This window comes from Paraburkholderia sp. J41 (assembly GCF_905220235.1).
In the GTDB taxonomy this organism is placed as follows: Bacteria; Pseudomonadota; Gammaproteobacteria; order Burkholderiales; family Burkholderiaceae; genus Paraburkholderia.
The window spans coordinates 13,588-38,955 of record NZ_CAJMZE010000010.1 but is presented as its reverse complement, the minus strand read 5'-3'; the positions used below and the strand labels follow the sequence as shown (position 1 = coordinate 38,955).

Annotated in this window: 21 protein-coding genes; 9 read left to right on the top strand and 12 right to left on the bottom strand. The window is 64.9% G+C overall.

Translation table 11 applies throughout. The features are described 5' to 3' along the window. Nucleotides 1-13: 13 nt before the first annotated feature. The 3 genes from rfbH to rfbF form a co-directional block, all read right to left on the bottom strand. A complete protein-coding gene (rfbH, locus tag U5805_RS12610) occupies nt 14-1,327 on the bottom strand; it encodes a lipopolysaccharide biosynthesis protein RfbH (RefSeq protein ID WP_322103812.1) in 1,314 nt (437 codons plus the stop codon). Between the two features lie 292 nt (nt 1,328-1,619). Next, nucleotides 1,620-2,684 (bottom strand): CDP-glucose 4,6-dehydratase, encoded by a 1,065-nt coding sequence (gene rfbG / locus U5805_RS12605; RefSeq protein WP_322103811.1) that lies wholly within the window; start codon nt 2,682-2,684, stop codon nt 1,620-1,622. Between the two features lie 2 nt (nt 2,685-2,686). Beyond that, the gene (gene rfbF, locus U5805_RS12600) at nt 2,687-3,454 is read right to left on the bottom strand and encodes a glucose-1-phosphate cytidylyltransferase (RefSeq protein ID WP_322103810.1); all 768 of its coding nucleotides are present in this window, start codon (nt 3,452-3,454) and stop codon (nt 2,687-2,689) included. A 287-nt stretch (nt 3,455-3,741) separates the two neighbouring features. Here rfbF and U5805_RS12595 point away from each other — a divergent pair, with 287 nt between their 5' ends. Further along, entirely contained in the window at nt 3,742-4,410 is a 669-nt protein-coding gene (locus U5805_RS12595; RefSeq protein ID WP_322103809.1) for a hypothetical protein, read from the top strand. 1,128 nt (nt 4,411-5,538) lie between these two features. On the opposite strand, the gene U5805_RS12590 is transcribed toward U5805_RS12595, so the two are convergent. From U5805_RS12590 to U5805_RS12575, 4 genes are all read right to left on the bottom strand, one after another. Then, a complete protein-coding gene (locus U5805_RS12590) occupies nt 5,539-8,526 on the bottom strand; it encodes a tetratricopeptide repeat protein (RefSeq protein WP_322103808.1) in 2,988 nt (995 codons plus the stop codon). Between the two features lie 229 nt (nt 8,527-8,755). Next, nucleotides 8,756-9,064: a flagellar protein FliT gene (locus tag U5805_RS12585; protein ID WP_322103807.1), complete on the bottom strand. Its 309-nt coding sequence runs from the start codon at nt 9,062-9,064 to the stop codon at nt 8,756-8,758. 16 nt (nt 9,065-9,080) lie between these two features. Beyond that, complete coding sequence (gene fliD / locus U5805_RS12580) at nt 9,081-10,640, bottom strand: flagellar filament capping protein FliD (RefSeq protein ID WP_322103806.1); 1,560 nt, start codon at nt 10,638-10,640, stop codon at nt 9,081-9,083. A 161-nt stretch (nt 10,641-10,801) separates the two neighbouring features. Further along, nucleotides 10,802-12,274, bottom strand: coding sequence for a flagellin (locus U5805_RS12575; RefSeq protein ID WP_322103805.1), 1,473 nt, complete (start codon nt 12,272-12,274; stop codon nt 10,802-10,804). A gap of 515 nt (nt 12,275-12,789) precedes the next feature. Between U5805_RS12575 and U5805_RS12570 the strand changes: the two genes are divergently transcribed. Together U5805_RS12570 and rpsU are read left to right on the top strand one after the other, a co-directional pair. Next, nucleotides 12,790-13,731, top strand: a complete 942-nt coding sequence (locus tag U5805_RS12570; RefSeq protein WP_322103804.1) for an aldo/keto reductase — start codon at nt 12,790-12,792, stop codon at nt 13,729-13,731. Between the two features lie 478 nt (nt 13,732-14,209). Further along, the gene (gene rpsU / locus U5805_RS12565; protein WP_006401410.1) at nt 14,210-14,422 is read left to right on the top strand and encodes a 30S ribosomal protein S21; all 213 of its coding nucleotides are present in this window, start codon (nt 14,210-14,212) and stop codon (nt 14,420-14,422) included. 143 nt (nt 14,423-14,565) lie between these two features. Here rpsU and U5805_RS12560 read toward each other — a convergent pair whose 3' ends face one another. Both U5805_RS12560 and U5805_RS12555 read right to left on the bottom strand, forming a co-directional pair. Further along, nucleotides 14,566-15,018, bottom strand: coding sequence for a hypothetical protein (locus tag U5805_RS12560; RefSeq protein WP_322103803.1), 453 nt, complete (start codon nt 15,016-15,018; stop codon nt 14,566-14,568). A gap of 364 nt (nt 15,019-15,382) precedes the next feature. Continuing rightward, a complete protein-coding gene (locus U5805_RS12555; protein WP_322103802.1) occupies nt 15,383-15,991 on the bottom strand; it encodes a DNA-3-methyladenine glycosylase I in 609 nt (202 codons plus the stop codon). Nucleotides 15,992-16,160: 169 nt separating this feature from the next. On the opposite strand from U5805_RS12555, the gene U5805_RS12550 reads away from it, so the two are divergent. Next, entirely contained in the window at nt 16,161-17,045 is an 885-nt protein-coding gene (locus tag U5805_RS12550; protein ID WP_322103801.1) for a BadF/BadG/BcrA/BcrD ATPase family protein, read from the top strand. A 380-nt stretch (nt 17,046-17,425) separates the two neighbouring features. Continuing rightward, nucleotides 17,426-18,247, top strand: a complete 822-nt coding sequence (locus U5805_RS12545) for a Cof-type HAD-IIB family hydrolase (RefSeq protein WP_322103800.1) — start codon at nt 17,426-17,428, stop codon at nt 18,245-18,247. A gap of 233 nt (nt 18,248-18,480) precedes the next feature. Here U5805_RS12545 and U5805_RS12540 read toward each other — a convergent pair whose 3' ends face one another. Further along, the gene (locus U5805_RS12540) at nt 18,481-19,176 is read right to left on the bottom strand and encodes a histidine phosphatase family protein (RefSeq protein WP_322103799.1); all 696 of its coding nucleotides are present in this window, start codon (nt 19,174-19,176) and stop codon (nt 18,481-18,483) included. A 418-nt stretch (nt 19,177-19,594) separates the two neighbouring features. Continuing rightward, nucleotides 19,595-20,341: an aquaporin Z gene (gene aqpZ / locus U5805_RS12535; RefSeq protein WP_322103798.1), complete on the bottom strand. Its 747-nt coding sequence runs from the start codon at nt 20,339-20,341 to the stop codon at nt 19,595-19,597. A 284-nt stretch (nt 20,342-20,625) separates the two neighbouring features. On the opposite strand from aqpZ, the gene U5805_RS12530 reads away from it, so the two are divergent. After that, nucleotides 20,626-20,922: an H-NS histone family protein gene (locus U5805_RS12530; RefSeq protein ID WP_322103797.1), complete on the top strand. Its 297-nt coding sequence runs from the start codon at nt 20,626-20,628 to the stop codon at nt 20,920-20,922. A 309-nt stretch (nt 20,923-21,231) separates the two neighbouring features. On the opposite strand, the gene U5805_RS12525 is transcribed toward U5805_RS12530, so the two are convergent. After that, nucleotides 21,232-22,296, bottom strand: coding sequence for a glycosyltransferase family 4 protein (locus tag U5805_RS12525; RefSeq protein ID WP_322103796.1), 1,065 nt, complete (start codon nt 22,294-22,296; stop codon nt 21,232-21,234). Between the two features lie 582 nt (nt 22,297-22,878). Between U5805_RS12525 and flhD the strand changes: the two genes are divergently transcribed. The 3 genes from flhD to motA all read left to right on the top strand — a co-directional run bounded on the left by flhD (nt 22,879) and on the right by motA (nt 25,361). Then, nucleotides 22,879-23,196 (top strand): flagellar transcriptional regulator FlhD, encoded by a 318-nt coding sequence (gene flhD, locus U5805_RS12520; protein WP_322103795.1) that lies wholly within the window; start codon nt 22,879-22,881, stop codon nt 23,194-23,196. A 265-nt stretch (nt 23,197-23,461) separates the two neighbouring features. Next, entirely contained in the window at nt 23,462-24,013 is a 552-nt protein-coding gene (flhC, locus tag U5805_RS12515) for a flagellar transcriptional regulator FlhC (protein ID WP_322103794.1), read from the top strand. Nucleotides 24,014-24,500: 487 nt separating this feature from the next. Continuing rightward, on the top strand, nt 24,501-25,361 hold the full coding sequence (gene motA, locus U5805_RS12510; protein WP_322103793.1) for a flagellar motor stator protein MotA: 861 nt from the start codon (nt 24,501-24,503) through the stop codon (nt 25,359-25,361). The last annotated feature ends 7 nt before the right edge of the window (nt 25,362-25,368 follow it).

Sequence of the window (25,368 nt, the reverse complement as noted above, 5' to 3'; positions counted from 1 at the left end):
GTGCCGCCGGCCATCAAAACGCGATGCCGAGATACTGCTCGATCGCGCTCGCGGCGTAGTCGAGCATTGCTTCGTCGAGGCCGGGATACACGCCGATCCAGAACGTATGGTGCATGACGGTGTCCGTTCGCGTGAGCGGTGACGCGACGCGGTACGTCCGGCCTTTCATATACGGCTGTCGCAGCAGGTTGCCGCCGAACAGCAGGCGCGTGCCGACTTTTTTCTGATCGAGATAGGTCAACAGATCGGTGCGGCTCACGGGCGCGTTCTCGCGCAGCGTCAGCGGGAAGCCGAACCACGACGGATTGCTGCCCGGCGTCGCTTCCGGCAAGATCAGATATTCTTCGCAGCTTCGCAGCCGGTTATGCAGGAATGCGAAGTTTTCCCGCCGGCGGTTGATGAACCCGTCGAGCCGCCCGAGTTGCGCGAGACCGCACGACGCCTGCATGTCGGTTATCTTCAGGTTGTAGCCGAGATGCGAGTACGTGTACTTGTGGTCGTAGCCCGGCGGCAGATCGCCGAGCTTCCAGCAAAAGCGCTTGTTGCAGGTGTTGTCCTTGCCGGGCGCGCAATAGCAGTCCCGTCCCCAGTCGCGGAACGAATCGACAATCAGCTTCAGTTGCGGGTCGCGCGTGAACACCGCGCCGCCTTCGCCCATGGTGATATGGTGAGCCGGGTAGAAGCTGAGCGTGCCGATATCGCCAAAGGTGCCGGCAAGCTGGCCCTGGAACGTGGCGCCGAGCGCGTCGCAGCAGTCCTCGATCAACCACAGGCCGTGCTTGCGGCAAAGCGCGGTCACGACTTCGAGATTGAACGGATTGCCGAGCGTATGCGCGAGCATGATCGCCTTTGTCTTCGGCGAGATCGCGGCTTCGAGCAGGGCGGGGTCCACGTTGTAGGTCGGAATGTCGATGTCGACGAACACGGGAATCGCGCCGAATTGCAGGATCGGGTTGACCGTGGTCGGGAACCCCGCCGCGACGCCGATGACTTCGTCGCCCGGGCGGATGGCGCGGTCGCCGAGCTGCGGCGACGTAAGCGCCGAGAAGGCGAGCAAATTGGCCGACGATCCGGAGTTGACCGTCGACACGTAGGGCACGCCCAGCACGCGCGCGAGCGCCGCTTCGAACGCGTCGTTGAATCGGCCCGTGGTCAGCCAGCCATCCAGCGCCGCTTCGACCATGTTCTTCATTTCGTCCGCGCCGATCACCTTGCCCGCCGGAGCGATCGTGTGCGTGCCCGGAACGAACGTCTGTGGCGCGCAGCCTTGCTGCGCGTACCGCTCGACCAGTGCGAGGATTTCTCGCCTGAGCGCGTCCTGATTCATGCTTGTGCCCATCCTGATTACCGCCGCCTGCGCTGTTGCGCCCGCGCCATGTGAAATATTCCGTGTCGCTAGTGTACGAACGGCGGCTAATCTTTAAGCCGGGAATACCGGGCACTTTTCTGCGCAATTCGGACGGTCGCGGGAGGCAGGCGGAGACGCTATCCGGCAGACGCCGCGGAGGCGGCGCGACGGCAATGCGGAGGCGGTGTGGCGGCGATGCGGAGGCGGCTTTAAACGCTGCATCGAGGCCGCATCGAGGCCGCATCGAGGCCGCTGGAAGGCGGAGCGAGGGCTACGCTTCCAGATGGCGCGCGAGCTGTTTCATGGTGAGCGCATGCACGTCGCCGCCTTCGAGCCACGTGCGATACCAGTCGGCGGTCAGGTCGAGCGTCGTGCGCAAATCCAGCGCCGGACGCCACGCAAGACGCGCGCGGGCCTTCGAGGTGTCGAGCTTCAGCAGCGTCGCTTCGTGAGGCTGCGCGGTCTGTGCGCCGAACCGCACGCGTGGCGGCCGGCTCAGCGAGCACGATGTGATGAATCCGTCGACGACTTCGCGCACCGTTCGCACACTGTTTTCGTCGGGGCCGAAGTTCCACGCGTCGGCAATGCCGGGTTCCCGCGCGAAGCCGCGTTCGGCCAGCTCCAGGTAGCCGCGCAGCGGGTCGAGGACGAACTGCCAGGGACGGGTCGCGTCCGGGTGGCGTATCTCCAGTTCGGTGTCCGTGGCGGCGGCGCGCACGAAATCGGGCAACAGCCGGTCTTGCGCGAAGTCGCCGCCGCCGATCACGTTGCCGGCGCGCGCGGTCGACACCGTCACGCCGCCCGCTTCGAGAAACGACGCTCGATAGGCGGACGCCACGAGTTCCGTCGCGGCCTTGCTCGCGCTATACGGGTCGTGACCGCCCAGCGGGTCCGATTCCCGATAACCCCATGCCCATTCCTGATTCCGGTAGCACTTGTCCGTCGTGACGACGACGACCGAGCGTACGGAAGGCGTGGCCCGCACGGCGTCGAGCAGATTGACCGTGCCCATCACGTTGGTCGAGAACGTCGCGGCCGGCTCCATGTAGCTGGCGCGGACCAGCGGCTGGGCGGCAAGGTGGAACACGATCTCGGGCTGCGCGGCGCCCATCGCGGCGCGCAACTGCGCAGCGTCGCGCACGTCGCCGATCACCGAATCGATCCGCGCATCGACGCGGGCGAGTTCGTAAAGGCTCGGTGTCGTCGGCGGCGGCAGTGCGTAGCCGGTCGTGCGCGCACCGAGCCGGTCTAGCCACAGCGCGAGCCAGGAACCCTTGAAGCCGGTGTGCCCGGTGACGAAGACGCGCCGGTTTCGCCAGAAATGGTTGCGGTTCATGCTCACCAGCGCTTCCACGGCGCGGTGCCGTTATTCCACAGTTCGTCGAGCAGCGTTTTGTCGCGCAAGGTGTCCATCGGCTGCCAGAAGCCTCGATGGAAGTGAGCGCGCAACTGGTCGTCGCGCGCGATTCGCTCGATCGGGTCCGCCTCCCACAGCGTATCGTCGTCGTCGATGTAATCGAGCACCTTCGGCTTGAGCACGAAAAAGCCGGCATTGACCCAACTGCCGTCGCCGTGCGGCTTTTCCTTGAAGGAGATGACGGTGTCGCCTTCGATGTTCAGTGCTCCGAAGCGGCCCGGCGGCTGCGCGGCCGTGACGGTTGCATGGCGGCCGTGCGACTTGTGATAGCGGATCAGCGCGGCGATGTCGATGTCGCCCACGCCGTCGCCGTACGTCATGCAGAAGTCGTCGTTGCCGATATAGGGGCGCACGCGCTTGAGGCGGCCGCCCGTCATGGTTCGCTCGCCCGTGTCCACGACGGTCACGCGCCACGGTTCCGCGGTGTTGTGATGCACTTCCATGGTGCCGCGCGCGACGTCGAACGTGACGTCGGCGTTGTGCAGCATGTAGTTGGCGAAGTACTCCTTGATCAGATAGCCTTTGTAGCCGACGCAGACGATGAAATCGTTGATCCCGTTGGCGGCATAGGTCTTCATGATGTGCCAGAGCACCGGCTTGCCACCGATTTCGACAAGCGGCTTGGGCCTGACAATCGTCTCTTCCATCAGCCGGGTCCCAAGGCCGCCGGCAAGAATCACGGCTTTCACTGATCGTCCTGAATATGGGTTTTGATGCTGCACATGGTAGGTGGCCGGCCGGGCAGTCAAAGCCCCGAAAAGCACCCAATTGGCAAGTCAAATCCATTGATGGCGATCCCCGCGAGGGCGGCACAATACACTCCGCCGCATATCGTGCGTACCGGTTCGCGTTGCATTGCATCGAGGCGAGCCCGGCGGCGGCAACGACATTTGAGCGCATGACCGGCGTGCCGCCGGTTTAATCGGGCGAGCGTGACTCCCGTTCTTCCATTCCTGTTCTTATCGAGCCTCCTCGCATGCGACTCTCGCTTCCTCGCCAGGAATTGAAGCGCTATATCAATGCGCAACTCACGACATTCTTTCCCGACGGGCACGCGTTCGAGGGCGCCGACGTCGACGCTGCCCTGGCGCTGGCTCTGGATCGACTCGAATTCTGTTTTCGGCATATTGCCGCGCGGGGTTACAACGAAGCCGGAGCGGTGACGTTTTCGCATCTGCACTCGGACCAGTATTGTTCGTTTCTCTATCTGCTCGCGAACAGTCTTTGGCATCGCTCGGGGAACCGGGTCATTTGCGACAAGCTGACCGTATTGAACCGAATGCTCCATTCGATATTTCTTTCGTACAAAGTCGAATTACCCAAAATATTTTATTTCGAGCACGCGGTCGGCTCCGTGCTTGGGCACGCGAATTATTCTGATTTTCTCGTCGTGCTTCAAAACGTTACGGTCAACACGGCCAATCCGCCCATGAACATCGGAAAAGGGGTGTTTCTGTCCGCGGGCGCCAAGTTGGTCGGCAATCACGCGGTGGGCGATCGAACGTCGATAGGCGTCAACACGCTCGTATTCAACCGCGAGATTCCGTCCGATTCGATTGCCTTCACGGACGAAAGCGGGGCGGTGCGGGTTCGGCGCCGTTCGAAGCCCTGCAAGGCGCAGGAGCTGTTCAACGTTCCGTTCTAATGCGGTTGGGTTGGCCCGCGCCGCTTTCTCGCGTCGTGGAGATCATTGCGGGACAAGGACTTGTCGCCGGGGCGCGGGAATCCGGCTTCGCCGCGCACGGGTGACGAACGGCACGGCATTCCCGCGGGCGCGATGTTGCCGCCGGCCTTCATCTCGCGTCGAAATGGGCGTCGACCTTTTCGATAAACCGGGCAATATTGGCATCCCAACCGTCGATATAACTGCGCAAGCGGCCGAGATATTCGGTTCGTTGGACTTCGAACGTTTCGAGGAACGTGTCGCGCTCCTTCGTGCCGGCGTGCAGGCGCGGGAAGACACCGAATTCGCCGCCGTCGATTTCCGCGTCGGTCCACGGCCCGTTATGAATGAACGCGGGAATGGCGCCGCAGCTCAGGGCTTCCAGATTCAGCTTGGTACACGCGTCGCCCGTGTAGAAGAAGCGGCAATTGCGTAGCAGGATCGCGAGCTGTTCCTTGGTCGTGGGCCACGTGCGGGTGATTTCGATCGTGCCGGGAATCACCCCGCTCAGTCCGTACTGATCCCCTTTGCCGATGTAGGTGATGTCCATCTTGCGCTCGGTAGCCGGATAGGTGCCCTCGTTGTTGAAAAGCGCCGAATCGTCGCCGACATAAAGCGATACATGATGAGGGTCCGGATGCATTGCGTCCGAGAACGACAGGACGAAGTCGTCGGGTCCGACTTCGACCCGCGTGTTGGGCACGTGCGTATCCTTGTTCAGGAAATAGCGCACGACGCGCTTTGCATTGAGCGCATTGAAGCGCATCACTTCGGGATACACCACATAGCAGCCGTCGATTCGCTCAGGCGTGAAATTCCTGAGCATGCGGATACCGAATTCGCTGCGAACCCGATTCACTTTGTCGACAAAGACTTTTTCCGCGGCATTGGCCGGCTGATAGCTGTCGAAATCGATGTCGAGAATCGCCTCGCGACCGTTGACGAACTGGTAGGTGCAGACGAACGCCGATCGCCCCGATCGTTCGATGGCGCGAGCCAGTTGAACGAGCGTCATGGCGCCGTGCGACAGGAACACCAGTTCGAGCGGCGCGCAAATGATGAAATCTTTTTTCTGCATGTCGATGCTTTTATCGGTAATCGTGGAGGCACTCATTCGTCGGTGCCGAATGGGGCGGATTGGTCGTCGGTCCCCGAAACCGTGAACGACTCCGGCGGCAACCCTTCGCACCAGCGCCGCCACATGCCGCGCAGCGCGAGCGACAGGCTCGCGGCCGCCAGTTCGGGGCGGAACATCGGCGAGCGGCGGCAACGCTCGCGCATGCCGAGCCGCAGTTCGGCCAGCGCGGGAATGTCGGAGGCGAACGCCACGCCGCGCCGCACGAAGTCGTCGCGGTCCGTTGCGATAAAGCTTTCCAGGCCCACGTGCGACATCGCGGTCAGGCCGCTGCGGCCCGGCACCGTGCGCCCCGGCAGCGTGAGCGTCGGCACGCCCATCCACAGCGAATGCAGCGCGGTCGTGAGACCCGAAAACGGGAACGTGTCGAGACAGATATCGACGCGATGATGCTGTTGCAGATACACGGCGATGCCGGCGCGCGGCTTGAAGTCGAGCCGCTCCCGGCCGATGCCGTGGCGCGCGAACCATTGCGCGACCTGATCCGGGCCGGCGCTGCCCTTGGGCATCGCCGCGATCAGCATGCGCGAGCCGGGCACTTCGTGCAGCAGGCGCGACCACAGCTCGATCACGTCCTCGTTGATCTTGTCGAGACGGTTGAAGCTGCCGAAGGTGACGTAACCGTTGTGCAGCGCCGGCAGATGGTTGACCGGCGGGCACAGGCGGTCGGCTTCGAACGGCGCCATCGTCGGCAGATAGACGATCTGTTCGCTGAACTGGTTGCGGAACTTGTCCGACGGCACCCAGAAGCGGTCGGCGAGGAAATAGTCCACCGCGTCCAGGCCCGTCGTGCCCGGATAGCCGATCGCGCACGCCTGCACGGGCGCAGGCTTGCGCGCGATCGCGAGCAAGCGGTTCTGCGCCGTGTGCCCCGACAGGTCGATGAGAATGTCGATGCCGTCCGCGCGAATCTGCTCCGCGAGCGCGTCGTTCGAGGTGCCCACCACGTCGCGCCAGTGCGCGAAACCGTCGCGCAGGCGGCGCGTCACCGAATCGTCGATGGTCGTGTTCGAGTAGGCGTAGAGCGTCAGGCCGGGGTCGCGCGAAAGCGGCGCGAGCATCGGCTCGAAAAAGCTCGCCACGGCGTGATGGCAGAAGTCGCCGGAAATGAAGCCGACGCGCAGTTGTCGTTCGGGGTCGCGCGTGTTGGCGTGCGGCGCCCAGTGCGGCTTGAGCGGCGCTTCGAACTTCTCGGCGAAGCGCCGATGTTCGGCGTAGAGCGCTTCGGGAGTGATGTGATCGATGTGCGTGAGACAGAACGCCAGATTGCTGTGCGACATGTCGTCGGCGGGATTGAGATCGCTCGCGCGGCGGAAATAGGCCGCGGCCTCGTCGAGCCGCCCGAGCTTCATGAGCGTTACGGCCAGCGTGTTGTTCGGCAGCCACGCGTTGCTGGCGAGATCGACCGCGCGTTGCGCGGCGGCGAGCGATTCATCGAGCCGGCCTTGCGACATCAGCACCGCGCCCAACAGGCGGTGGCCTTCCACGTGATCGGGATGCTTCGCGATGACTTCGCGCGCCATCGCTTCGGCGTCGTCGAAGCTGCCTTTGGCGGCACGCATGGCGATGACGATTTGCAGCAGATCCGTGTCGCCGGGCATGATTTCGAGCGCGCGGGCGGCGCGCCGGTCCGACTCCTCGTACTGCCCGAGCCGGTGCAGGGCGACGGCGAGCGCTTTCCAGCCGAAGCCGTGCGCCGGGAAGCGCTCCACGAGCGCGCGCGCGGCTTCGGCCACCTCGGCGATCTCGCCGCGATTGAAGCGCGCGATCAATTCGTCGATGTAGGCCCGCTCCGGCTCCATCGCGTCCGAGAGCGAGTGCAGCAGGCGCGGCGTGGGCGCGTTTTTGGCGGCCTGCTGCGCCACGGGCGCCGCGGCCGCCTGGGGTGCCGAGGGCTGCACGCGGTGGAGGCGCGCCCCGGCCGTCAGGCCGAGCTGCGTCATGATGTTGATGAGGCCTTCGGCCACGTCGCCTTCCAGACCGCGCTCCTGCGCCATGCCCATCGCGATCCAGGCGGCGTCGAGTTGGTTCGCGTGCAGCAAGGCGTCGATGTAATGCGTCCAGTACTGGAGGTTCATCGGGTCGCCGCCCAGCGCTTTTTCGAGGTGCGGGATCGCGCCTTCGGGCTGGCCGAGCATGACGCCGCAAAATCCGAGGCGATGATGCGCGGGCGGGAAAGCCGGGTGCGCGGCCAGCACCTGGGCGTAATGGCGCCCGGCGGCGGCGAAATTGCCGGCGTTTTCTTCGGCAATGCCGTCGCGCATGGCCCGCGCGGCGGCCAGATGGAACGCGAGTTCCGCGTCGTCGGGCAGCCGCGCCACGGCGTGTTCGAGCGGCGCGAGCGCGGCGTCGAGCCTGCCGCGCCGCAATTGCGCGTGCGCGAGCGTTTTCCAGCCGAAGCCGTGATCGGGCAGGAGCTTGACCATCTCCAGCGCAAGCGTTTCGGCGTTGTCGTGGAGCGCCTGCGCGTGCAGCGTGTCGATCGTCGCTTCGAACTCGCGCGCGAGCGCTTCGAGCGCGGCGTCCGCTTCGGCCGGCGCGCTCGCGCTTGCCGTTGCGCTTGCCGGTGCGCCGGCGGGCGCGGATTCGGGCCGCGGCCGGGGATCGACGCCGGCATCGGCATCCACGGCGACGTTCGCGGCCACGTCCGCATCGACAGACGGCTTTGGCGCGCCGCCTTCGCGCAGGCTGCGCGCGTCGTCGTGCCGGCCTTCGAGCGTCAGCGCCTCGACGCACACCGCACGGAATTCCTCGCGCTCCGGTGCCGCTTCCACCGCCGAAACGAGGAACGGCACGCCGCTCGCCACGCCCTGGGTCTGCACCATCAGGAGTCCGAGGTAATGATTGGCGTCCGGGTGGCGCGGCGCGGCGGCGAGAACCGCGCGGTACGCCAGCGCGGCCGCTTCGAAGCGCTGGTTCGCGTGATGCTCGATCGCCTCTTGCAGATCGGTTTCGATGTTCATGGACTTCCTTGTGTTGCCGGGCGGAAAAGGCGTGGCCCGGGCTTCGTCGCTACGCCGGCGAGGAACGTGTTGTGTCACGAAGCAGTGTAGCGAGGCCGTTCCGGCGACGATCGCGGGAGTAGAGGCGGGAAAGCGGCGCAATTCGCCACCTTGGGAGCGGGCGGAAAAAAGCCCGCGCGAGGCGGGCTTCCCAGGCTTTCCGGTCGGATCGGCGCGCGGCCGGCGCCGATCAGAAGCGCGCCACCCGTTGATACAGCGACGCCGCGCGGATATTGCTGACCGCGCCGCCGAATTCGGCCGAAAGCTGCGATTGCGCCAGATGTGCGTCGCGCAGGCGCGCCGCGTCCAGATCCTGAATGCGGCGGATTCGCGCGAGAATCGCCGGGTCGTCGGTGGCCGCGATCGAACGCAGCAGCGGCGAGCGCTCCTCGGTCACGCGCGCGGCGCGCTCCCAGTCGGAAAGCGCCGCGGCTTCCTCGATCTCGACGGTCAGCGCGAGCACGCGCTCGACCCGTTGCAATTGCGTCGTATCCGTCATGGTCTAGCCTCGCGCCTCAGGACGACTTGTTGAGCGTGCCGCTGCTGTTGGCGCCGCCGAACAACTGCGTCAGGTAAGCCGCGTCGTTGGTGGTGGTCGTCATCAGCGTGTTCAGCGCGGTGAACTGCGCGTTGTACTGCGAGGTGAGCTGCTGGCTGTAGGCCGTCAGCGCCTGAGTCTGCGTCGTCACGTTGTTCAGGTCGGTGGTGGCCGCGCTGATGCGCGAATCGATCAGGCCGTCCGACTGCGCGTAGGGCGTGACCGCCGCGTTGAGCTGCTGGCCGATACCGTTGGTCAGATTGAAGACCGCCGCCACTTGCGAAGGATTGTTCGCGACCGCCGTGCTGAGCGCCGACGAGTCGAGCGAGAGCGTGCCGTCCGCGTTCAGCGTGATGCCCATCGAAGCCAGCGTGCCGCTCACGCCGTCGCTCGACACCGTGCCGCCGACGATATTGCCGAGCGTCGTGCGCAGGTTGGTCACGAGCGAGTCGCCGAGCAGCGTGGCGCCTTGCGAACCCGCCGCCGCGCTCGAGTTGAACGCGGTCAGCGTGCTGATCGTGCTCATGAGCGAGTTGTACGCGGTCACGAAGTTGCTGATGTCGGACACCTCGTTGGAGGTGTCGCTCGCCACGGTGATCGTCTGCCCGCCGCTGTGGTCCGTGGAGGTGTCGACGGCGGCCGCCGTCAAGCCGATCGTCAGACCGTTGACGACGCTCGTGACGGTGTTGCTCGCGCTCGTCGCATTCGCGCCGTTGACGGTGAACACCGCGTCGAGCGCGGCCGAAGTCTGGTTCCAGTTGGACGTTTGCGCAACCGTGGATTTGCTGCCCGCGGTCGCATCGTCCGCTGCCGTCGTGGTGACGGCGAGACTTTGCAGCGCCGTGCTCGAGGTGGCGTTGACCGTGATGTTGATGGTGTTCGCCGCGCCGGTGCTTTTCGACGTGAGCACGAGATGCTGGCCGTCCGAGCCGGTAATCACCGAAGCCGTGAGACCCGGGTTGCTGCTGGACGAGTTGATCGCCGAGGCGATGCCGCTCAGGCTGTCGTTCGACGAATTGATGTTGAGCGTCATCGACGACGACCCGACCTGGATCGTCATCGCGCCCGAGCCGAGCGACTGCGCCTGGGTGGTCGTGAACGCGCTCGAGGTCAGGCTTTGCGCGCTCGCGATCTGCGAGACGTCGAGCGTGTAGCTGCCCGCCACCGCGCCGCTGCCGGCGGAGGCCGTCACGCCCGTGCCGCTTGCCGTGGCCGTGAACGCCGTGAGCATCGAGCCGTTGAAAAGCGGTGCGATGGAAGTCTGGAGGCCCGAGAGCGAAGCCGAAAGCTGGCCCCAGGCGGAAATCTGTGCGTTGTCGGAAGTCGTTTCCGCGGTCAGCGTGGCCGTTTGGCCCGCGACTTTCGCGGTGACGAGCGCCGAGACGAGCGACGACACGTCAAGCGAGCTGCCCGTGGAACTGCCGATGATCGACTGCGCGGCCTGTTGCAGCGCGGCTTGCGCGGCTGCCTGGGCCTGGGCGGCGGATTGCGCCGCCGTGGTGGAGGTCGTGGACGAGGTTCCGCTGACGGTTGACATGTGTGCTCCGTACTGGCTCTGGACTACGCGATCCGGCCATATGCCGGAAGAAGAGGTCGCTTGTACAAACGCCGCATGCGCGCGGCATGCGGCTCAAATGGTTGCGCGGGCGCGCCGTGCGACTTCTGCACAGCGCGCCCGCGGCTATCGCCCGGCTCCGATTACTGGAGGAGCTTGAGCACTTGCTGCGGCTGCGAGTTGGCTTGCGCCAGCACCGAGATACCGGCTTGTTGCAGCACTTGCGCCTTGCTCAGGTTCGCCGTTTCCTGCGCGAAGTCCGCGTCGGTGATCTGCGATTGCGCGCTCGACAGGTCGGTCGACTCAGCTTGCTGCGACGTCGAGATGCCCGTCAGACGGTTCTGCGCGGCGCCGAGCGTTGCCTGGATGTTGTTGATCGTCGCGAGTGCGTTGTCGACCGTTTCCATCGCGAGGTTCGCGCCTTGCGTCGTGCTGATGTTGACAGCGGCCACCGAGGTCGGTGCGTTGTTGTAGTTGATCGAAGCGAGCGAAGTCGTGTTGGTCGGGTACGTCTGGACCGAGCTCGTGCCGATCGTGCTGGTCGGAGCCGTGCCGTTGAACGCCAGCGTCGAAGCCGCGCCGCCCGAAACCGCCGCGCCCGAGAACAGGGCCGACGTCACCGTGCTCGACAGCGAGTTGCCGTTCTGGTCGACGAACTGCACGCCGCCGCTGCCGTTCGATTCGACGGTGATCGACGTGATCGTGTTGGCCGTGCCGGCCGAAGCGGCCGAACCGTTGGCCGGGTTGATGCTCAGGCCGGAAAGCGTGCCCAGCACTTGACCCGACGTAGCCGTCGAACCCCAGCCCGCCGCGGCTGCCGTGATGCCCGACATTTCCGTGCTCAGGTTCAGGCCGTTGCTTGCGCTGCTGTTCAGGGCGATGCTGCTGATGCCGTTCGTCGACGTCGTCGTGAACAGGGCCGCCGAAGCCGCGCTCGAGAGAACCTGGTTGTTCTGGTCGGTGTACGTGAAGCCGCCGTGACCGTCGGCCAGCACGTTGATCGAGGTGATCGCGGCGGCGTTGGCCGTCGTGTTGACCGTGCCGTTCGAGTTCAGGTCGAGGCCCGTGATCGTGCCGAGCGTGTTGCCGGCCTGGACCGGGCCGCTGCCGAGCGAAGCCGCCGAAACGCCCTGGCTCAGGTTGATCGAGATGGTTTGGCCGACGTTCGAGCCGACTTGAACCGAGATGTTGCCGGCCGTGCCGTTCAGCAGGTTGATGCCGTTGTACGTCGTTTGCGACGCGAGACGGTTCACTTCGGCGATCTGCTGCGACACTTCCTGTTGCAGCGCTGCCTGGTTGCTCGAGGAGAGCGAGCCGCCCGCGGCTTCGTTGGCGAGCTGGCGAATGGTTTGCAAGCTTTGCGTGATCTGGCTCAGACCCGTGCTAGCCGTCTGGACCATCGAAACGCCGTCGTTCGCGTTCGACACGCCTTGCGTGAGGCCGTTGATCGCCGTTTGCAGGGTCGTCGAGATCGCGAGACCGGCTGCGTCGTCTGCCGCGCTGTTGATGCGCTTGCCCGACGACAGGCGCGTGATGGCCTGCGAAAGCGCGCTACCCGAGCCGCTCAGATTTTCCTGGGCGACGAGCGACGAAATATTACTGTTGATGCTAAGCATGGAATTCTCCGTAGAGGCTAGAGTCTTTGAATCCTGGCCACGTTGAAAACGGCGGAAGCACATCGTTCATTGCTGGCCGCCTCAGTGAAGGTTGACGGCGGGCCTGAAAAAAACTTGAGAGTTCTTGCACAAACTATTGCGCCCCGTTTCGCGCAAGGTCCGGCGCATTCGCGCCCGCCGCGCCTGACGCACGGATTTACGCGGGTTGGCGGGGATTTCAGGCTGTCCGGAAGGCCCGGCATGTCGATGCGAACCGCTTACGAGGCGTTACCGCTTCTTGCTGCGGCGCGTTCGCCGAGGCGCGCGTGGCGTCGCGGCTGCAACGTCCGGCGCGCCGGCGTATGCTCAACAGTCCCGCTTTTCGAGCCCGGGAGCCAGGATTCGCGAGGTCGCGGCAGCCGGATTCGCGGCGCGTGCCGCTCGCCGCTGTCACGACGCCGTCGCGGCGATCTTGCGGAGATTGCGCGGAGATCGCGGACCATCGCGGACGATTTCGCCCATTTCACGGAGTCATCATGGAACAACGCAGGATCGGCACTTCCGCCTTGCAGGTCGCCCCGCTCATGTTCGGCGGAAACGTTTTCGGCTGGACGGCCGACGAAGCCACCTCGTTCTCGATCCTCGACGCCTTCACCGACGCCGGCCTCGATTTCATCGACACCGCCGACGTTTATTCGGCGTGGGTGCCCGGCAACCAGGGCGGCGAGTCGGAGACGATCATCGGCAAATGGCTCGCGAAAAGCGGCAAGCGCGACAAGGTGGTGATCGCGACCAAGGTCGCGAAGGACGCGCGCCGGCGCGGGCTGTCGGCCGCGAACATCGCCGCCGCCGTGGAGGATTCGCTGCGCCGCCTGCAAACCGATTACATCGACGTCTACTTCTCGCACGAGGACGACCAGAGCGTGCCGCTGGAGGAAACGCTGGGCGCGTACCAGCGGCTCATCGAGGCGGGCAAGGTACGCGTGATCGGCGCGTCGAACTATACCGGCGCGCGCATCGAGGAGGCGCTGGCCGTGGCGAAGCAATCCGGCCTGCCCGCGTATCAGATCGTTCAGCCTGAATACAACCTGTACGACCGCGCGCACTACGAAGCCGACATCGAGCCCGTGGCGCTCGCACAGAAGCTCGCGGTCGTGCCCTATTACAGCCTCGCGAGCGGCTTCTTGTCGGGCAAGTACCGTTCGCGCGAGGACTTGAGCAAGAGCGCGCGCGGCTCGCGCGTGGAAAAGTATCTCGACCATCGCGGCATCCGCATTCTGGCGGCGCTCGATTTCGTGGCGGAGCGCCACGGCAGCACGCTCGCGGCGGTGGCGCTCGCGTGGCTGATCGCGCGTCCGAGCATCACGGCGCCGATCGCGAGCGCAACTTCGCTCGATCAGCTCGAAAGCCTCGCGGCGGCCGTGCGCCTGAAGCTCGATCCCGCCGATATTCAGGCGCTCAACGACGCCAGCGCCTGATGCGCCGCTCAGGCCGCGCCGGGCGCCGAATGCCGCCAGGCGCGGCTTTGCGCGATTTCTGATCGCCGGACGGATGACTTGACGAAATGCGGGACGAAATGCGGGACGAAAGGGGGAAGGAGACGCGGGACGGGCGGCGCGCATTGGGGAACGTGTGCGGCGCTTCGTGCAAGTCATTGAAGTGCATCAACAAAGCCTGGTCAGGCGGAATCTTTCCTGATATCATTGAGAGTGAATTGAGATCTTTGCCTGTTTTGTTGCCGTGTTCGTTACTGTTGGCGGCCGCAAACCGGCGGTCAGGCGCGTTTTGCTGCAAGGTGAGCCTGGCCGCGTTCCGCTGTGAACCCCCTATTCTCTTTTCCGGCCTCCGTGGCCGCCTTGCCTCTCGTTACGCCCCCACGCGGCGAACGACCGGAGGGCCGGTGCGTGAGCGATTCCACGCTCGCGCCATTGAAACGCAAATTGAACCAGGTAATACATGACGACGATTCTTCTGAAAGAAAACGAGCCGTTCGAAGTGGCAATCCGCCGCTTCCGCCGCGCAATCGAAAAGAACGGCCTGATCGCCGAACTGCGTGAGCGCCAGTCCTACGAAAAGCCGACGGCCGTTCGCAAGCGCAAGAAGGCCGCTGCTGTTAAGCGCCTGCACAAGCGCCTGCGCAGCCAGATGCTGCCGAAGAAGCTCCACTAAGAGTTTTTTCAGAAATCCGCCAGACGGCGGCGCATGCTTCGCAAGAAGCTGCGCCGCCGTTTGCGTTTGGCGATTGGCGATTGCGTTTGACGTCTGCGTCTGGGTTGGAGTTTGCGGCGGCTTTTACGCAGCCGCCCGGCGCGCTAAGCCGCGTCCCTGATGTGCCCGGGCGATAGTCCGAATTGCGCCGCGATCGAGCAAAGCCGCTCCCGCCATTCCCACACGCCGAACACGTCGTGTACGTTCTGAAGGCAACTAAGCAGGCTCACCGTGGTTGGATCGTAAATGTTGACGTGCGCGCGCAAGAGCGCCTTCTTCAGCGCGGCCACGCCGACATCCATATAGAGCGGCACCTCGCTGGCCTCGCGGCCGACGAAGCGCACGGGAATGCCCTCCATCGCGCTCACATAGTCTCGTGGGCGGATCAGGCTGCCGACCGGGCAGCCGCCGTAGTTGCCGTGGCTGTTGACGCCGCAGCCGCCGCCCCGATAGGCGCCGCCGCCGCGTGGAAGCAGCGACGCGCGCCCTTGGCCGCCGAGATGCGCCACGGCGCGGTCGAAGATTTCCTGATGCGTCAGGAAGTGGACGTTTTTCATTTCAGCCCCCTGTCCCCCGATGGCGGGCACAGCGGTTAATTCGCCTCGAATGCGGCGCCGCCGGCCTCCCGGCCGACATCTGAACCTGTCCCCTGACGCGCTGCATCCACTTTCGTTATAACGGCGCGCCGAAAGAAAAACGTGGCGCTGCGCACGATGGCGAATCGAAAACCGGCTTCGTGCGCGGTCGAGCGGTGCGCGGAGCGTCGCGCAACCCTTTGATGCGCTTGAGTTTTCGACCGACCGAGACGACGGCTCGGGATTTTCCCCAACTTCGGGCGCCGAGCCGGCGAGGTGTTGCCCAAACGCAGCAATCGCCTAATTGCCGCCGTTTTTACGCTGACGAAATCCGCCGCGCCTATCATCACGCCGGCTGCTTTTTGCCCGGCTTCTTGCCGTGCCCCGTGGCGCGAGCGACGCACGCCGCGCGGCACATGCAGTCGCGCTCGTGGTCGTTGACCATGCCCACGGCTTGCATGAACGCGTAGCAGATGGTCGTGCCGACGAACTTGCACCCGTACTTCTTGAGCGCCTTGCTGAGCGCGTCCGAGACTTCCGTCGAGGCGGGCGCGTCGCGGTACGAAGCCAGGTCGTTCTGGAGCGGCGTGTCGTTCACGAACGACCAGACGAAGTTGGCGAGCGAGCCGTGCTCGGCCTGAATCTGCTGAACCGCGCGCGCGTTGAGGATGGCCGATTCGATCTTCGCTCGATTGCGCACGATGGACGCGTCTTCCATTAGCGTTTCGACGCGTTTGGGCGTGAAGCGCGCGACCTTGGCGACGTCGAAACCCGCGAATGCACGCCGGTAGCCTTCGCGCTTGTTGAGGATTGTCGACCACGAAAGGCCGGCCTGCGCCCCTTCGAGCACGAGCATTTCGAAGAGGTGCTGGTCGTCGCGCGAGGGGACGCCCCACTCGGTATCGTGGTAATGCGCGAGCGCTTCGGTCGTCGCCCAGTTACAGCGGTGTGTCACGATGAATTCTCCTTGCGAGCCGCCATTGCGGCCCCGCAAGAATAACGGATCGCGATCGCGAGAACACCCTGGCCATCCGGCTAATTGTGCGATTGAGGTCAAGCCGTTAGTCTCTGCGGCACGACACGATTTTCGACATCTCTTTTTCGCGCGAGGCGCGGCAAACATCATGCAGAACTATTCCTGGCTGGTTGGCGTGGACGGCGGCGGCACCGGCACGCGCGTCGCGCTCGGCGACATCCACGGCGTCGAACTGGCTCGCGCCACGGCGGGCCCGTCGGGGCTCGGGCTCGGCATCGAGCGCGCGTGGCAATCGATCGAGGCGGGGTGCCGTGCGGTTTTCGCCGAGGCGGGCGTGCCGTTCGACTGGTCGCAATGCATACTCGGCTGCGGGCTCGCGGGCGTGAACAACCCCGCCTGGCTCGGGCCGTTTCTCGCGGCCGCACCGGGCGTCGCGGCGCTGGCCGTGGAAAGCGACGTCTACACGTCGCTGCTGGGCGCGCACGGCGGCGCGCCGGGCGTGGTGGTCGCGCTGGGCACCGGCAGCATCGCGGCGGCGCTGTCCGAGAGCGGCGAGTGCCGCATTGCAGGCGGCTTCGGCTTTCCGTCCGGCGACGAAGCGAGCGGCGCGTGGTTTGGCCTGCGTGCGATCGTCTGGGCGCAGCAGGCGCTCGACGGGCGCGTGGCGATGGACGCGTTCGCGCAGGCGCTGCTTGCCCACGTCGGCGCGACCGACCGCGAAAGTCTCATCGTCTGGCAATGCGCGGCCAATCAAACGGCTTACGCGAGTCTCGCGCCGGTGGTGCTCGCGCATCGCGGGCATCCGTTCGTCGCGAAGCTGCTTGGCGAGGCGGGCGAAGCCATCGGCAAATTCATCGTGGCGCTCGACCCGCAGGCGGCGCTGCCGGTCGCTCTCGCGGGCGGACTTGGCCAGCCCTTGCGCGAGTGGATTCCGCCGGCGCAGCGCGAGCGCCTGCGCGCACCGCTTGCGGATTCCACGAGCGGCGCGTTGCGGCTTGCGCAGCAGGAAGCGGCGCGGCTCGCGGCGGGTTGATCGTCACCCGGTCGATCGTCGCCCGGTCGATCGTCGCCCGGTTGAAACTCACCCGGTTGAAAGTCGCCGGTTGATCGTCGCCGGTTGATCGTCGCCGGTCGTCGCCGGTCGATCGTCGCCGGGTTGATCGTCGCCCGGTTGAAAGTCGCCCGGTTGAAAGTCGCCGGGCTAAAGCGGCTCGGTTGAGCGCGGCAGGGCGAAGCCGCTTGCTTGAAAGCCGCGCGGTTGCGCGTCGCTGGCAAGTCGCGGGCGCGTAGTTTCGGTGCGGTTCAGGCTCGCGGCGCGGCTCGCGTTCGACGCGGCGCGCGAGGTGCGTCAAGGGCGGTGCTTGCCCGTCAATGCTAGGATGGCTGGTTTCTCGTTAGCCGCTCGATAGTGCCATGTACAAGGTCATTGCAACCGATCTCGACGGAACGCTGCTCAACAGCGACCATCAGGTCGACCCGTTCACCGTCGCCACGCTGGGCGCGCTCGAAGCCCAAGGGCTGCCGTTCGTCATTGCCACCGGCCGCCATTATTGCGACGTGGCCGGCATCCGCAACGTGCTCGGCATTCGCCCGTATCTGATCACGGCGAACGGCGCGCGCGTGCATGCACCCGACGACACGCAGATCCACGCGAGCAACCTGCCCGCGCCCGTGGTCGAGCGTCTCGTCTCGCCGCAAACCGTGGGCGAGCACGGCCGCGTGATCGTGAGCATCTACACCGACGACGCCTGGCTTATCGACCGCCACGCGCCCGAACTGCTTGCTTACCACCAGGATTCCGGCTTCGAGTACCGCGTCACGACGTTGCGCGACCACGCAGGCGCCGGCATCGCGAAGGCGCTTTACATCGGCGACCCTGCCGACCTCGCGCACGTCGCTCGGAATCTCGCACGCGAATTCGGCGACGCGCTCTATGTCACCTACTCGCTGCCCGATTGTCTCGAAGTGATGGTGGCCGGCGTGTCGAAAGGCCGCGCGCTGCGCGTCGTGCTCGACCGGCTCGGCCTGGACGCGTCGGGCTGCATCGCATTCGGCGACAACATGAACGACATCGATCTGCTCGAAACGGCGGGTCATCCGTTCATGATGAACAACGCAAATCCCGATCTCATCAAACGGCTGCCCACGGTGCCGCGCATCGGCAATAACTTCGAGGCGGGTGTCGCGCATCATCTGCGCAAGCTGTTTTCGCTGAAGGACGAACTCGCTTCCTGAACGAAGCTGCGTCCGTCGGTCAGCGGCGATTGGCTGCGATCGACGTGATTCAGGCGCGGGGCGAGCGCCAATCAGTGCCAATCAGTGCCAATCAGTGCGAAGCTGGGCGTGCGGCTCAAAGCGCCAATTCGGGTGCGCGCTCATACGCAACCGGGAGCGTGATTGATAGGGCAACCGGAGCGTAATTGATTGGGGCAACTGAGAGGACAACTTGGAACACAGCGCACGCCGCCTCACTGCGCGGCGGGCAATTGGGCGCAAGGGCAATCGTCGGCGCGTCCGTCGAGTCCTTCGTGCTCGTGCGCGAACCGCATGACGGGCGTGTTGCCGCTCCAGTCGACGCGCACCACGTACACGCTGTCGAAGTCCGCGCTTTCCCAGCGCGGCACGTCGCTCGCAGTGCCGCCGTGCGCGGCAACGATGCGCCGCACGAACGCCTCGATTTCGCGATGTTCCCACGCGATCAGCACCGTGCGTCCGCGCCATTTCCTGTCGACGAGCGTGCCTTCCAGCGCGTCGATCTGCGAGTGTCCGTAGGGCGTTTCGATCGGCATGCCGAACTGGATGGCAGTCGGCTCGACGGTCGCGAGCGGTCGCACGTAATAGTACGAATGGCCGTTGTCTTTTTTCCGCTCGCCGGGGTCGGGCGCGTAGATCGCCGCGGGCTTGCCGTACTTCGCCGCGATCACGGCCGGCAGCGCGAGCGCGCGGTTGAGTCCCTTGCAATTAAGCTGGCCGAGTCCTTCGGGCGGCTTTTCGCCGTGTCTCACGAAAACGAGCGTTTCCGTGTCGCGCGACGTCTGCGCGGCGAGCGCGGCAGCATTGGCATCGGTGGAATCCGCGGCGTGCGCGAGCGGCGCTCCGAGGCACACGAGCGCACTCATGCATGCGGCCACTTTCGCGGCCGGGCGGGCAAGGGAGACGGGCATGAGGCGTGGGTGCATGGCGGTGTGTATCGACGGGCTGACTGGCGGCGGGACCGGGCGGCGAATCGATCGATTCTAGCAGCGCGCCGGCCGCCCCCTTGTCCGCATGGGCATGCCATCAAGCGCCGCGTTGAATCCCGGTTTGAGCCACGGCGTTCAGTGGCGGAATTCGAACGCGGGAGTGAAGTGCGCAATTAAAGCGCGGCGTTCGAGCATGGGACTCAAGCACAGGACCCGGGCACAGAACCCAAGCGCAAAACCCAAGCGCAAAACCCAAGCGCAAAACCCAAGCACAGCGTTGAACCACGCGCCATTGCGCAACGAATCGAAAAAGCGGCGCGCCGCATTACCGTAAAGCTCGCCAGAAAACACAACGGGCGCCGAAGCGCCCGTAGTTTCCTGCCGATGCGAAATCAGGCGCTTAGGCCGTTTCGCGCACCGTCACGGCCGCGACGGCTTCGCGGCGCCCCGCCACCGCCGGGTACACGATGCCGGCGATCACGGCGCCGACGATCGGCGCGACCCAGAACAGCCACAGTTGCGAGATGGCTTCGCCGCCCACGAACAGCGCCGGGCCGGTCGAGCGCGCCGGGTTGACCGACGTGTTGGTGACCGGAATCGAGATCAGGTGAATGAGCGTGAGGCACAGGCCGATCGCGATGGGCGCGAAACCGGCGGGCGCGCGCTTGTCGGTGGCGCCGAGGATCACGAACAGGAAGAACGCGGTCATGACGACCTCGCAGACGAAGGCCGCGCCCATCGTGTAGTGGCCCGGCGACTGCTCGCCGTAGCCGTTGGTCGCGAAGCCGCTCGCGACGAGATCGAAGCCCGGCTTGCCCGTCGCGATCTGCGAGAGCACGAACGCGCCGATCACGGCGCCCACGACCTGCGCGACGATGTACGGCACGAGGTCGCGCGCCGGAAAGCGGCCCGCCACCGTCAGGCCGACGCTCACCGCCGGGTTCAGATGGCAGCCCGAAATATGGCCGATCGCATAGGCCATGGTCAGCACGGTCAGGCCGAACGCGAACGAAACGCCCACGAAGCCGATGCCGAGACCGTGAACCGGGCCCGCGAAATTCGCCGCGAGCACGGCGCTTCCGCAGCCGCCTAGCACGAGCCAGAAAGTGCCGACGAGTTCGGCGGCGAGTCGTTTGGATAAGTGCATTGCAGACACCTCGAAAGTCAAATTTGAAGGCGCCGCGTAAGCACGGGCACCGGAAATGACTGATTCTAGGCAGTCGCGATTTGAAGCGCTGTCAAGGATTGTCAATTCCGGCGTAATAGACCGCATTATTGCGATGGATGTAAGTCGAATTCGACGGTGCGGTTTCCATCGTTAATTAAGAAATGATTTGATAAAACGGTATTAATAGCAATTGCGAATTCCGTTAATTACGTCTAATCTCCGATCCAACCGCGTTTCATGAAGATGGGAGAGGGGAGAAAGCAATGTCGCAATATTCAGAACTCAAAGCGCAGATCGCACGGCTCCAGGCGCAGGCCGAGGAGGCGCGGCGCACGGAAATTTCCGACGTGATCGCCATGATCAAGGAAAAAATCGCCGAATACGGCCTTTCCGCGCAGGATCTCGGTTTTGCCGAAGCCGCGCGCCGTGGCCGCCCGCCGAAGAAGGCGCCGCTGCCGCCGCGCTATCAGGACCCGAAAACGGGTGCGACATGGAGCGGGCGCGGCAAGCCGCCGAAATGGATCGCGGGCAAGAACCGCGAGCGCTACCTGATTGGTTGAAGTCGCGCCGGGCCGCAATCCGTCCATTCGGGCGTTGGCGGTTATCCAGTAAAAAAGCCGCATGTAGCATGCGGCTTTTTTTGCCTTTCGCGCGAAAGCGGCTAATTCGCTTTTTTCGGGCGACGCAAACGATTCACGTGGCTACCGGCCGCCGTAATTCGCCCGTTCTTCAGCATTTATCTCGAAAGTCATGCGCAAATTTCCGGGCGCAGCACGCCCGGAACGCCAATCGGAACGAATTACAGCGAATCGCGGCGGAACGAAGTCAATCGAAGCCGAGCGAAGCCGATCGGAGCGAGCCGCGGCCGGTCAACCGGCGGCCACGCGGCGCAAAACCGGGCGCTGCGCCGCTTCGATGAGCGCCGTATAAGTGTCCACATAATTCTGCGCCATGATGTGCGACGTGAAACGGCGCTCGAACTGGGCACGAATCGCTTCGCGCGAAAGTGTGTCGATGTTCTGGAGCGCCGCCACGGCACCCTGCGCGTCCTCGCAGATAAAGCCCGTCACGCCGGGGTCGATCACTTCCGGCACCGAGCCGCGGTTGAACGCGATCACCGGCGTGCCGCACGCCATCGACTCGATCATCACGAGGCCGAACGGCTCCGACCAGTCGATCGGGAACAGCAGCGCCTTGGCGCCCGAGAGAAATTCGGGCTTCTGGGCCTCGTTGATTTCGCCGATGAACTCCACGTTGGCCTGCGAAAGCAGCGGCTCGATTTCGGTCTTGAAATATTCCTGGTCGACCTTGTCGACCTTCGCGGCAATCTTCAGCGGCAGGCCCGAGAGCGCGGCGATGCGAATGGCCGTGTCCACGCGCTTTTCCGGGCAGATGCGGCCGAGAAACGCCAGATATTCGGGCTTCTTGCCCGTTTGCGGCGTGAGCAGATCCTTCGGCAGACCGTGGTAGATGGTGTTCTGCCACGCGGCCTGCGGCAGCGGCTGGCGCTGCGAATCGGAAATCGAGATGACGGGCGCGTCCTGGAAGGTCTCGAACACCGGCTGCAACTCGGGCAAGTCGAGACGGCCGTGCAGCGTGGTGACGAACGGCGTGTCCATCTGCGAGAACAGCGGGAACGGCAGATAGTCGAGGTGAAAATGCAGCACGTCGAACTGGTGCGCCATCTGGCGCACGCGCTCGAGCAGCACGATGTGCGGCGCGAGCGCGTCGCGCACGGTCGGGTCGAGCCGCAGCGCGCGCGGCCACGCCGCTTCGAGCTTCGCCGAGGTGACCGAATCGCCGCTGGCGAACAGCGTCACCTCGTGGCCTTGCTCGACCAGCGCCTCGGTCAGATAGGACACGACGCGCTCGGTGCCGCCGTAGAGCTTCGGCGGGACGGCTTCATAGAGGGGCGCAATTTGTGCGATTCGCATGGAATGATCTCCTTGGCAAAGGCCGCTGGATTGCGACGACATGAGCGGCATGGCGCGGCGACTGCGGCGGATACGGCGGTTTTCAGCGGTTTCGGGTAATCCCTGAGACCGATTATGGCGACTTCATCGCGCCAGACGGAGCGGTTTTTCAAACGCTTAATGTTGTTACAGCGGGATACAGCGACGGTAAGCGGCCATTGCAAACCGTGACGCAGGGTGCGCGCGGCATTCGCAAACAGCGTGCCCGGGTCGCATCCCGGCGGCTTGCGTGTGTGCGGCGCAATGTCGCAATTTATAAAAAGCCTATAATCTACAGACGATTGTTCGTATGCGCTCGACATCGCGCATCGCCCCTCCCGCCTCCCTTCCCGCGTTCTTGTCAGAAAAATTCCTACACGCATGCGAAAGTTTTTCTCGCAACGCGTCGCGGCGTCCCGCCAATTTTCAATTGTTCGCGCCCCGTCCAAAATGGCATCACGACCATAACCGAGCCGTTCGGCTGCCCTTGGGCCGCGATCGAGCGAGCAAACGTTTTCCGCAAGCGGCCTGACCAGCCACGTAGTTTCAGATTCGGGGGAATCCATGAGCGCGAAGATACACAGCGACATGCTCAGTGAGATCAAGGAAGTGAACCTGTCGTATCTGTTGCTCGCGCAACGTCTGTTGCGCGAGGACAAGCCGACGGGCATGTTCCGCATGGGCATCTCCGAGCAGATCGCCGAAGTGATCGCGAACCTTTCGTTCGCGCAGACGGTGCGTCTGGCCGCATCGAACCAGTTGCTCTGCCGCTTCCGCTTCGACGATCACGCGATCCTCAGCGCGCTCGCCGACAAGGGCAAGTCCGTGCAGACGCACTCGGCGATTCTCATGGCGAGCCAGGACGTCGAGCAGATCGGCTGAACGCACGAAGCGGGCACCCTTCGCGCAGTGCGGCGAGGCGGCCCGGGTTCGGCGCGAAATTCGGCGCAAACCGGCGTAAAACCGGCGCAAAACCGGCGCAAAAGCGCCGGCGCGCGCACATCGGCGCTGTCGCGGCATCGCTCAGGCATCGCGCGGTCCCGCGCTCGCGCACGGCGTCGCGCGCGCCAAGCTGCCATGCGCCGCGCGGCCCGTTCATCGCGTTTCGCGATTCGTCGCACTTTCATCGGGAATCCGTCGACGATCCATGGCGACCAAAAGTGTGGTGCAGGAGGTCAAGGAGATCGCGCTCGCGATCGAGCTGATCGAACTGGGCGCGCGCCTGCAATTGCTGGAGGCGGAAACCTCGCTCTCCCGCGAGCGGCTCGTGCGGCTCTACAAGGAAGTGAGGGGCGAGTCGCCGCCCAAGGGCATGCTGCCGTTTTCGACCGACTGGTTCATGATGTGGCAGCCCAACGTCCACGCTTCGCTGTTCTACAACACGTTTCTCTTCATGCGGCGCGAGGCGCGCTGCGAGCCGGTGCAGGCGATCGCGAAGAGTTACCGCCTTTATCTGGAACAGTGCCGGATTCAGGACGAACCGGCCGCGCTCTCGCTCACGCGCGCGTGGACGCTCGTGCGCTATTTCGGCTCGAACCTGTTGCAGATGACGCCGTGTACGCGCTGCCGCGGCCATTTCGTCGCGCACGCGCACGATCCGCGGCATGCGTATGTCTGCGGGCTCTGCCAGCCGCCGTCGCGCGCGGGCCGCACGCGACGCGCGGCGCTGGCGGTTCAGGCGGCGCACGCCGTGGCCTGAGTGCCCCGCCATGCGTTGCCGGGCGCGGCGAAGCGAGGTCGGGATGCGGCAATGAAGCGGTAATAAAGCAGCAACGAAGGCGGCAATGAAGCGGCAAAGAAGCGGCAAAGAAGCGCCGAAGGTATAGCGAAATAGGAGCAGCGATGCCGGGAAGATGCGGCGCGGCGCGCGAAGGCGGCGCATTGCCGCACGAGCACCGCGAGAGCCGCGAACGCCACAGGAGCGCCGCGCGCTCCGGCCCGCGTCGCGTCACGCGCTGTTGCCGCGCCCGCTCTCGCCGGGGCACGCCGCGCGCCGTCGTCGCGCTCGCCGCGCCGTCCGCTCGCTCCATCCCCAATTTCCCTCTTCACGGCAACCCCTACGGGCAAACCCCGCCCGCCGCGCTCGGCGCACACGCTCAAAGTTTTTCGCGGCGATGCCGTAAACCCAGCTAAGGGCGCGGGCCGACGGCGGTTCGCGGCGCATTTTTTCCAGTGAGGACCCGTCTGTGCTGATTATCGTTGGAACTCTCGTGACGATCGCGTGCGTCTTCGGCGGCTATGCCATGGAGGGCGGCCACCTTGCCGCGCTCTTGCAGCCGGTCGAAGTGCTGATGATCGCCGGGGCGGGCCTCGGCGCATTCATCCTCGGCAACGGCATGAAGACGATCAAGGCCACGCTGCGCGTGCTGCCGGCGCTGTTCAAGGGCTCGAAGTACAGCAAGGACGTGTACATGGAGCTGCTCGCGCTGCTCTACGTCCTGCTCGCGAAGGCGCGCAAGGAAGGCACGCTCACGCTCGAAGCCGATATCGACGATCCGTCGAAAAGCCCGATCTTCACGCAATACCCGAAGATCCTGGCCGACCATCACATCGTCGAATTTCTCACCGACTATCTGCGCCTGATGGTGGGCGGCAACATGAACGCCTTCGAGATCGAAAGCCTCATGGACGAGGAAATCGAAACGCACCACTCCGAAGGCGAAGCGCCCGCGCACGCGCTTTCGAAGGTCGGCGACGCCATGCCCGCGTTCGGCATCGTGGCGGCCGTGATGGGCGTGGTTCACACCATGGCGTCCGCCGACAAGCCGCCCGCGGTGCTCGGCGAGATGATCGCGCAGGCGCTCGTCGGCACCTTCCTCGGCATTCTGCTTTCGTATGGCCTGATCGGCCCGCTCGCCTCGCTCGCCGAGCAGCGCGTGACCGAGTCGACCAAGATGTTCCAGTGCATCAAGGTGACGATCCTCGCGAGCCTGAACGGCTACGCGCCCGCGATTGCCGTGGAGTTCGGCCGCAAGGTGCTGTTTTCGACCGAGCGCCCCTCGTTCACCGAGCTTGAAGAGCACGTGCGCCGCGTGAAGGCGAAGTAAGGACGGC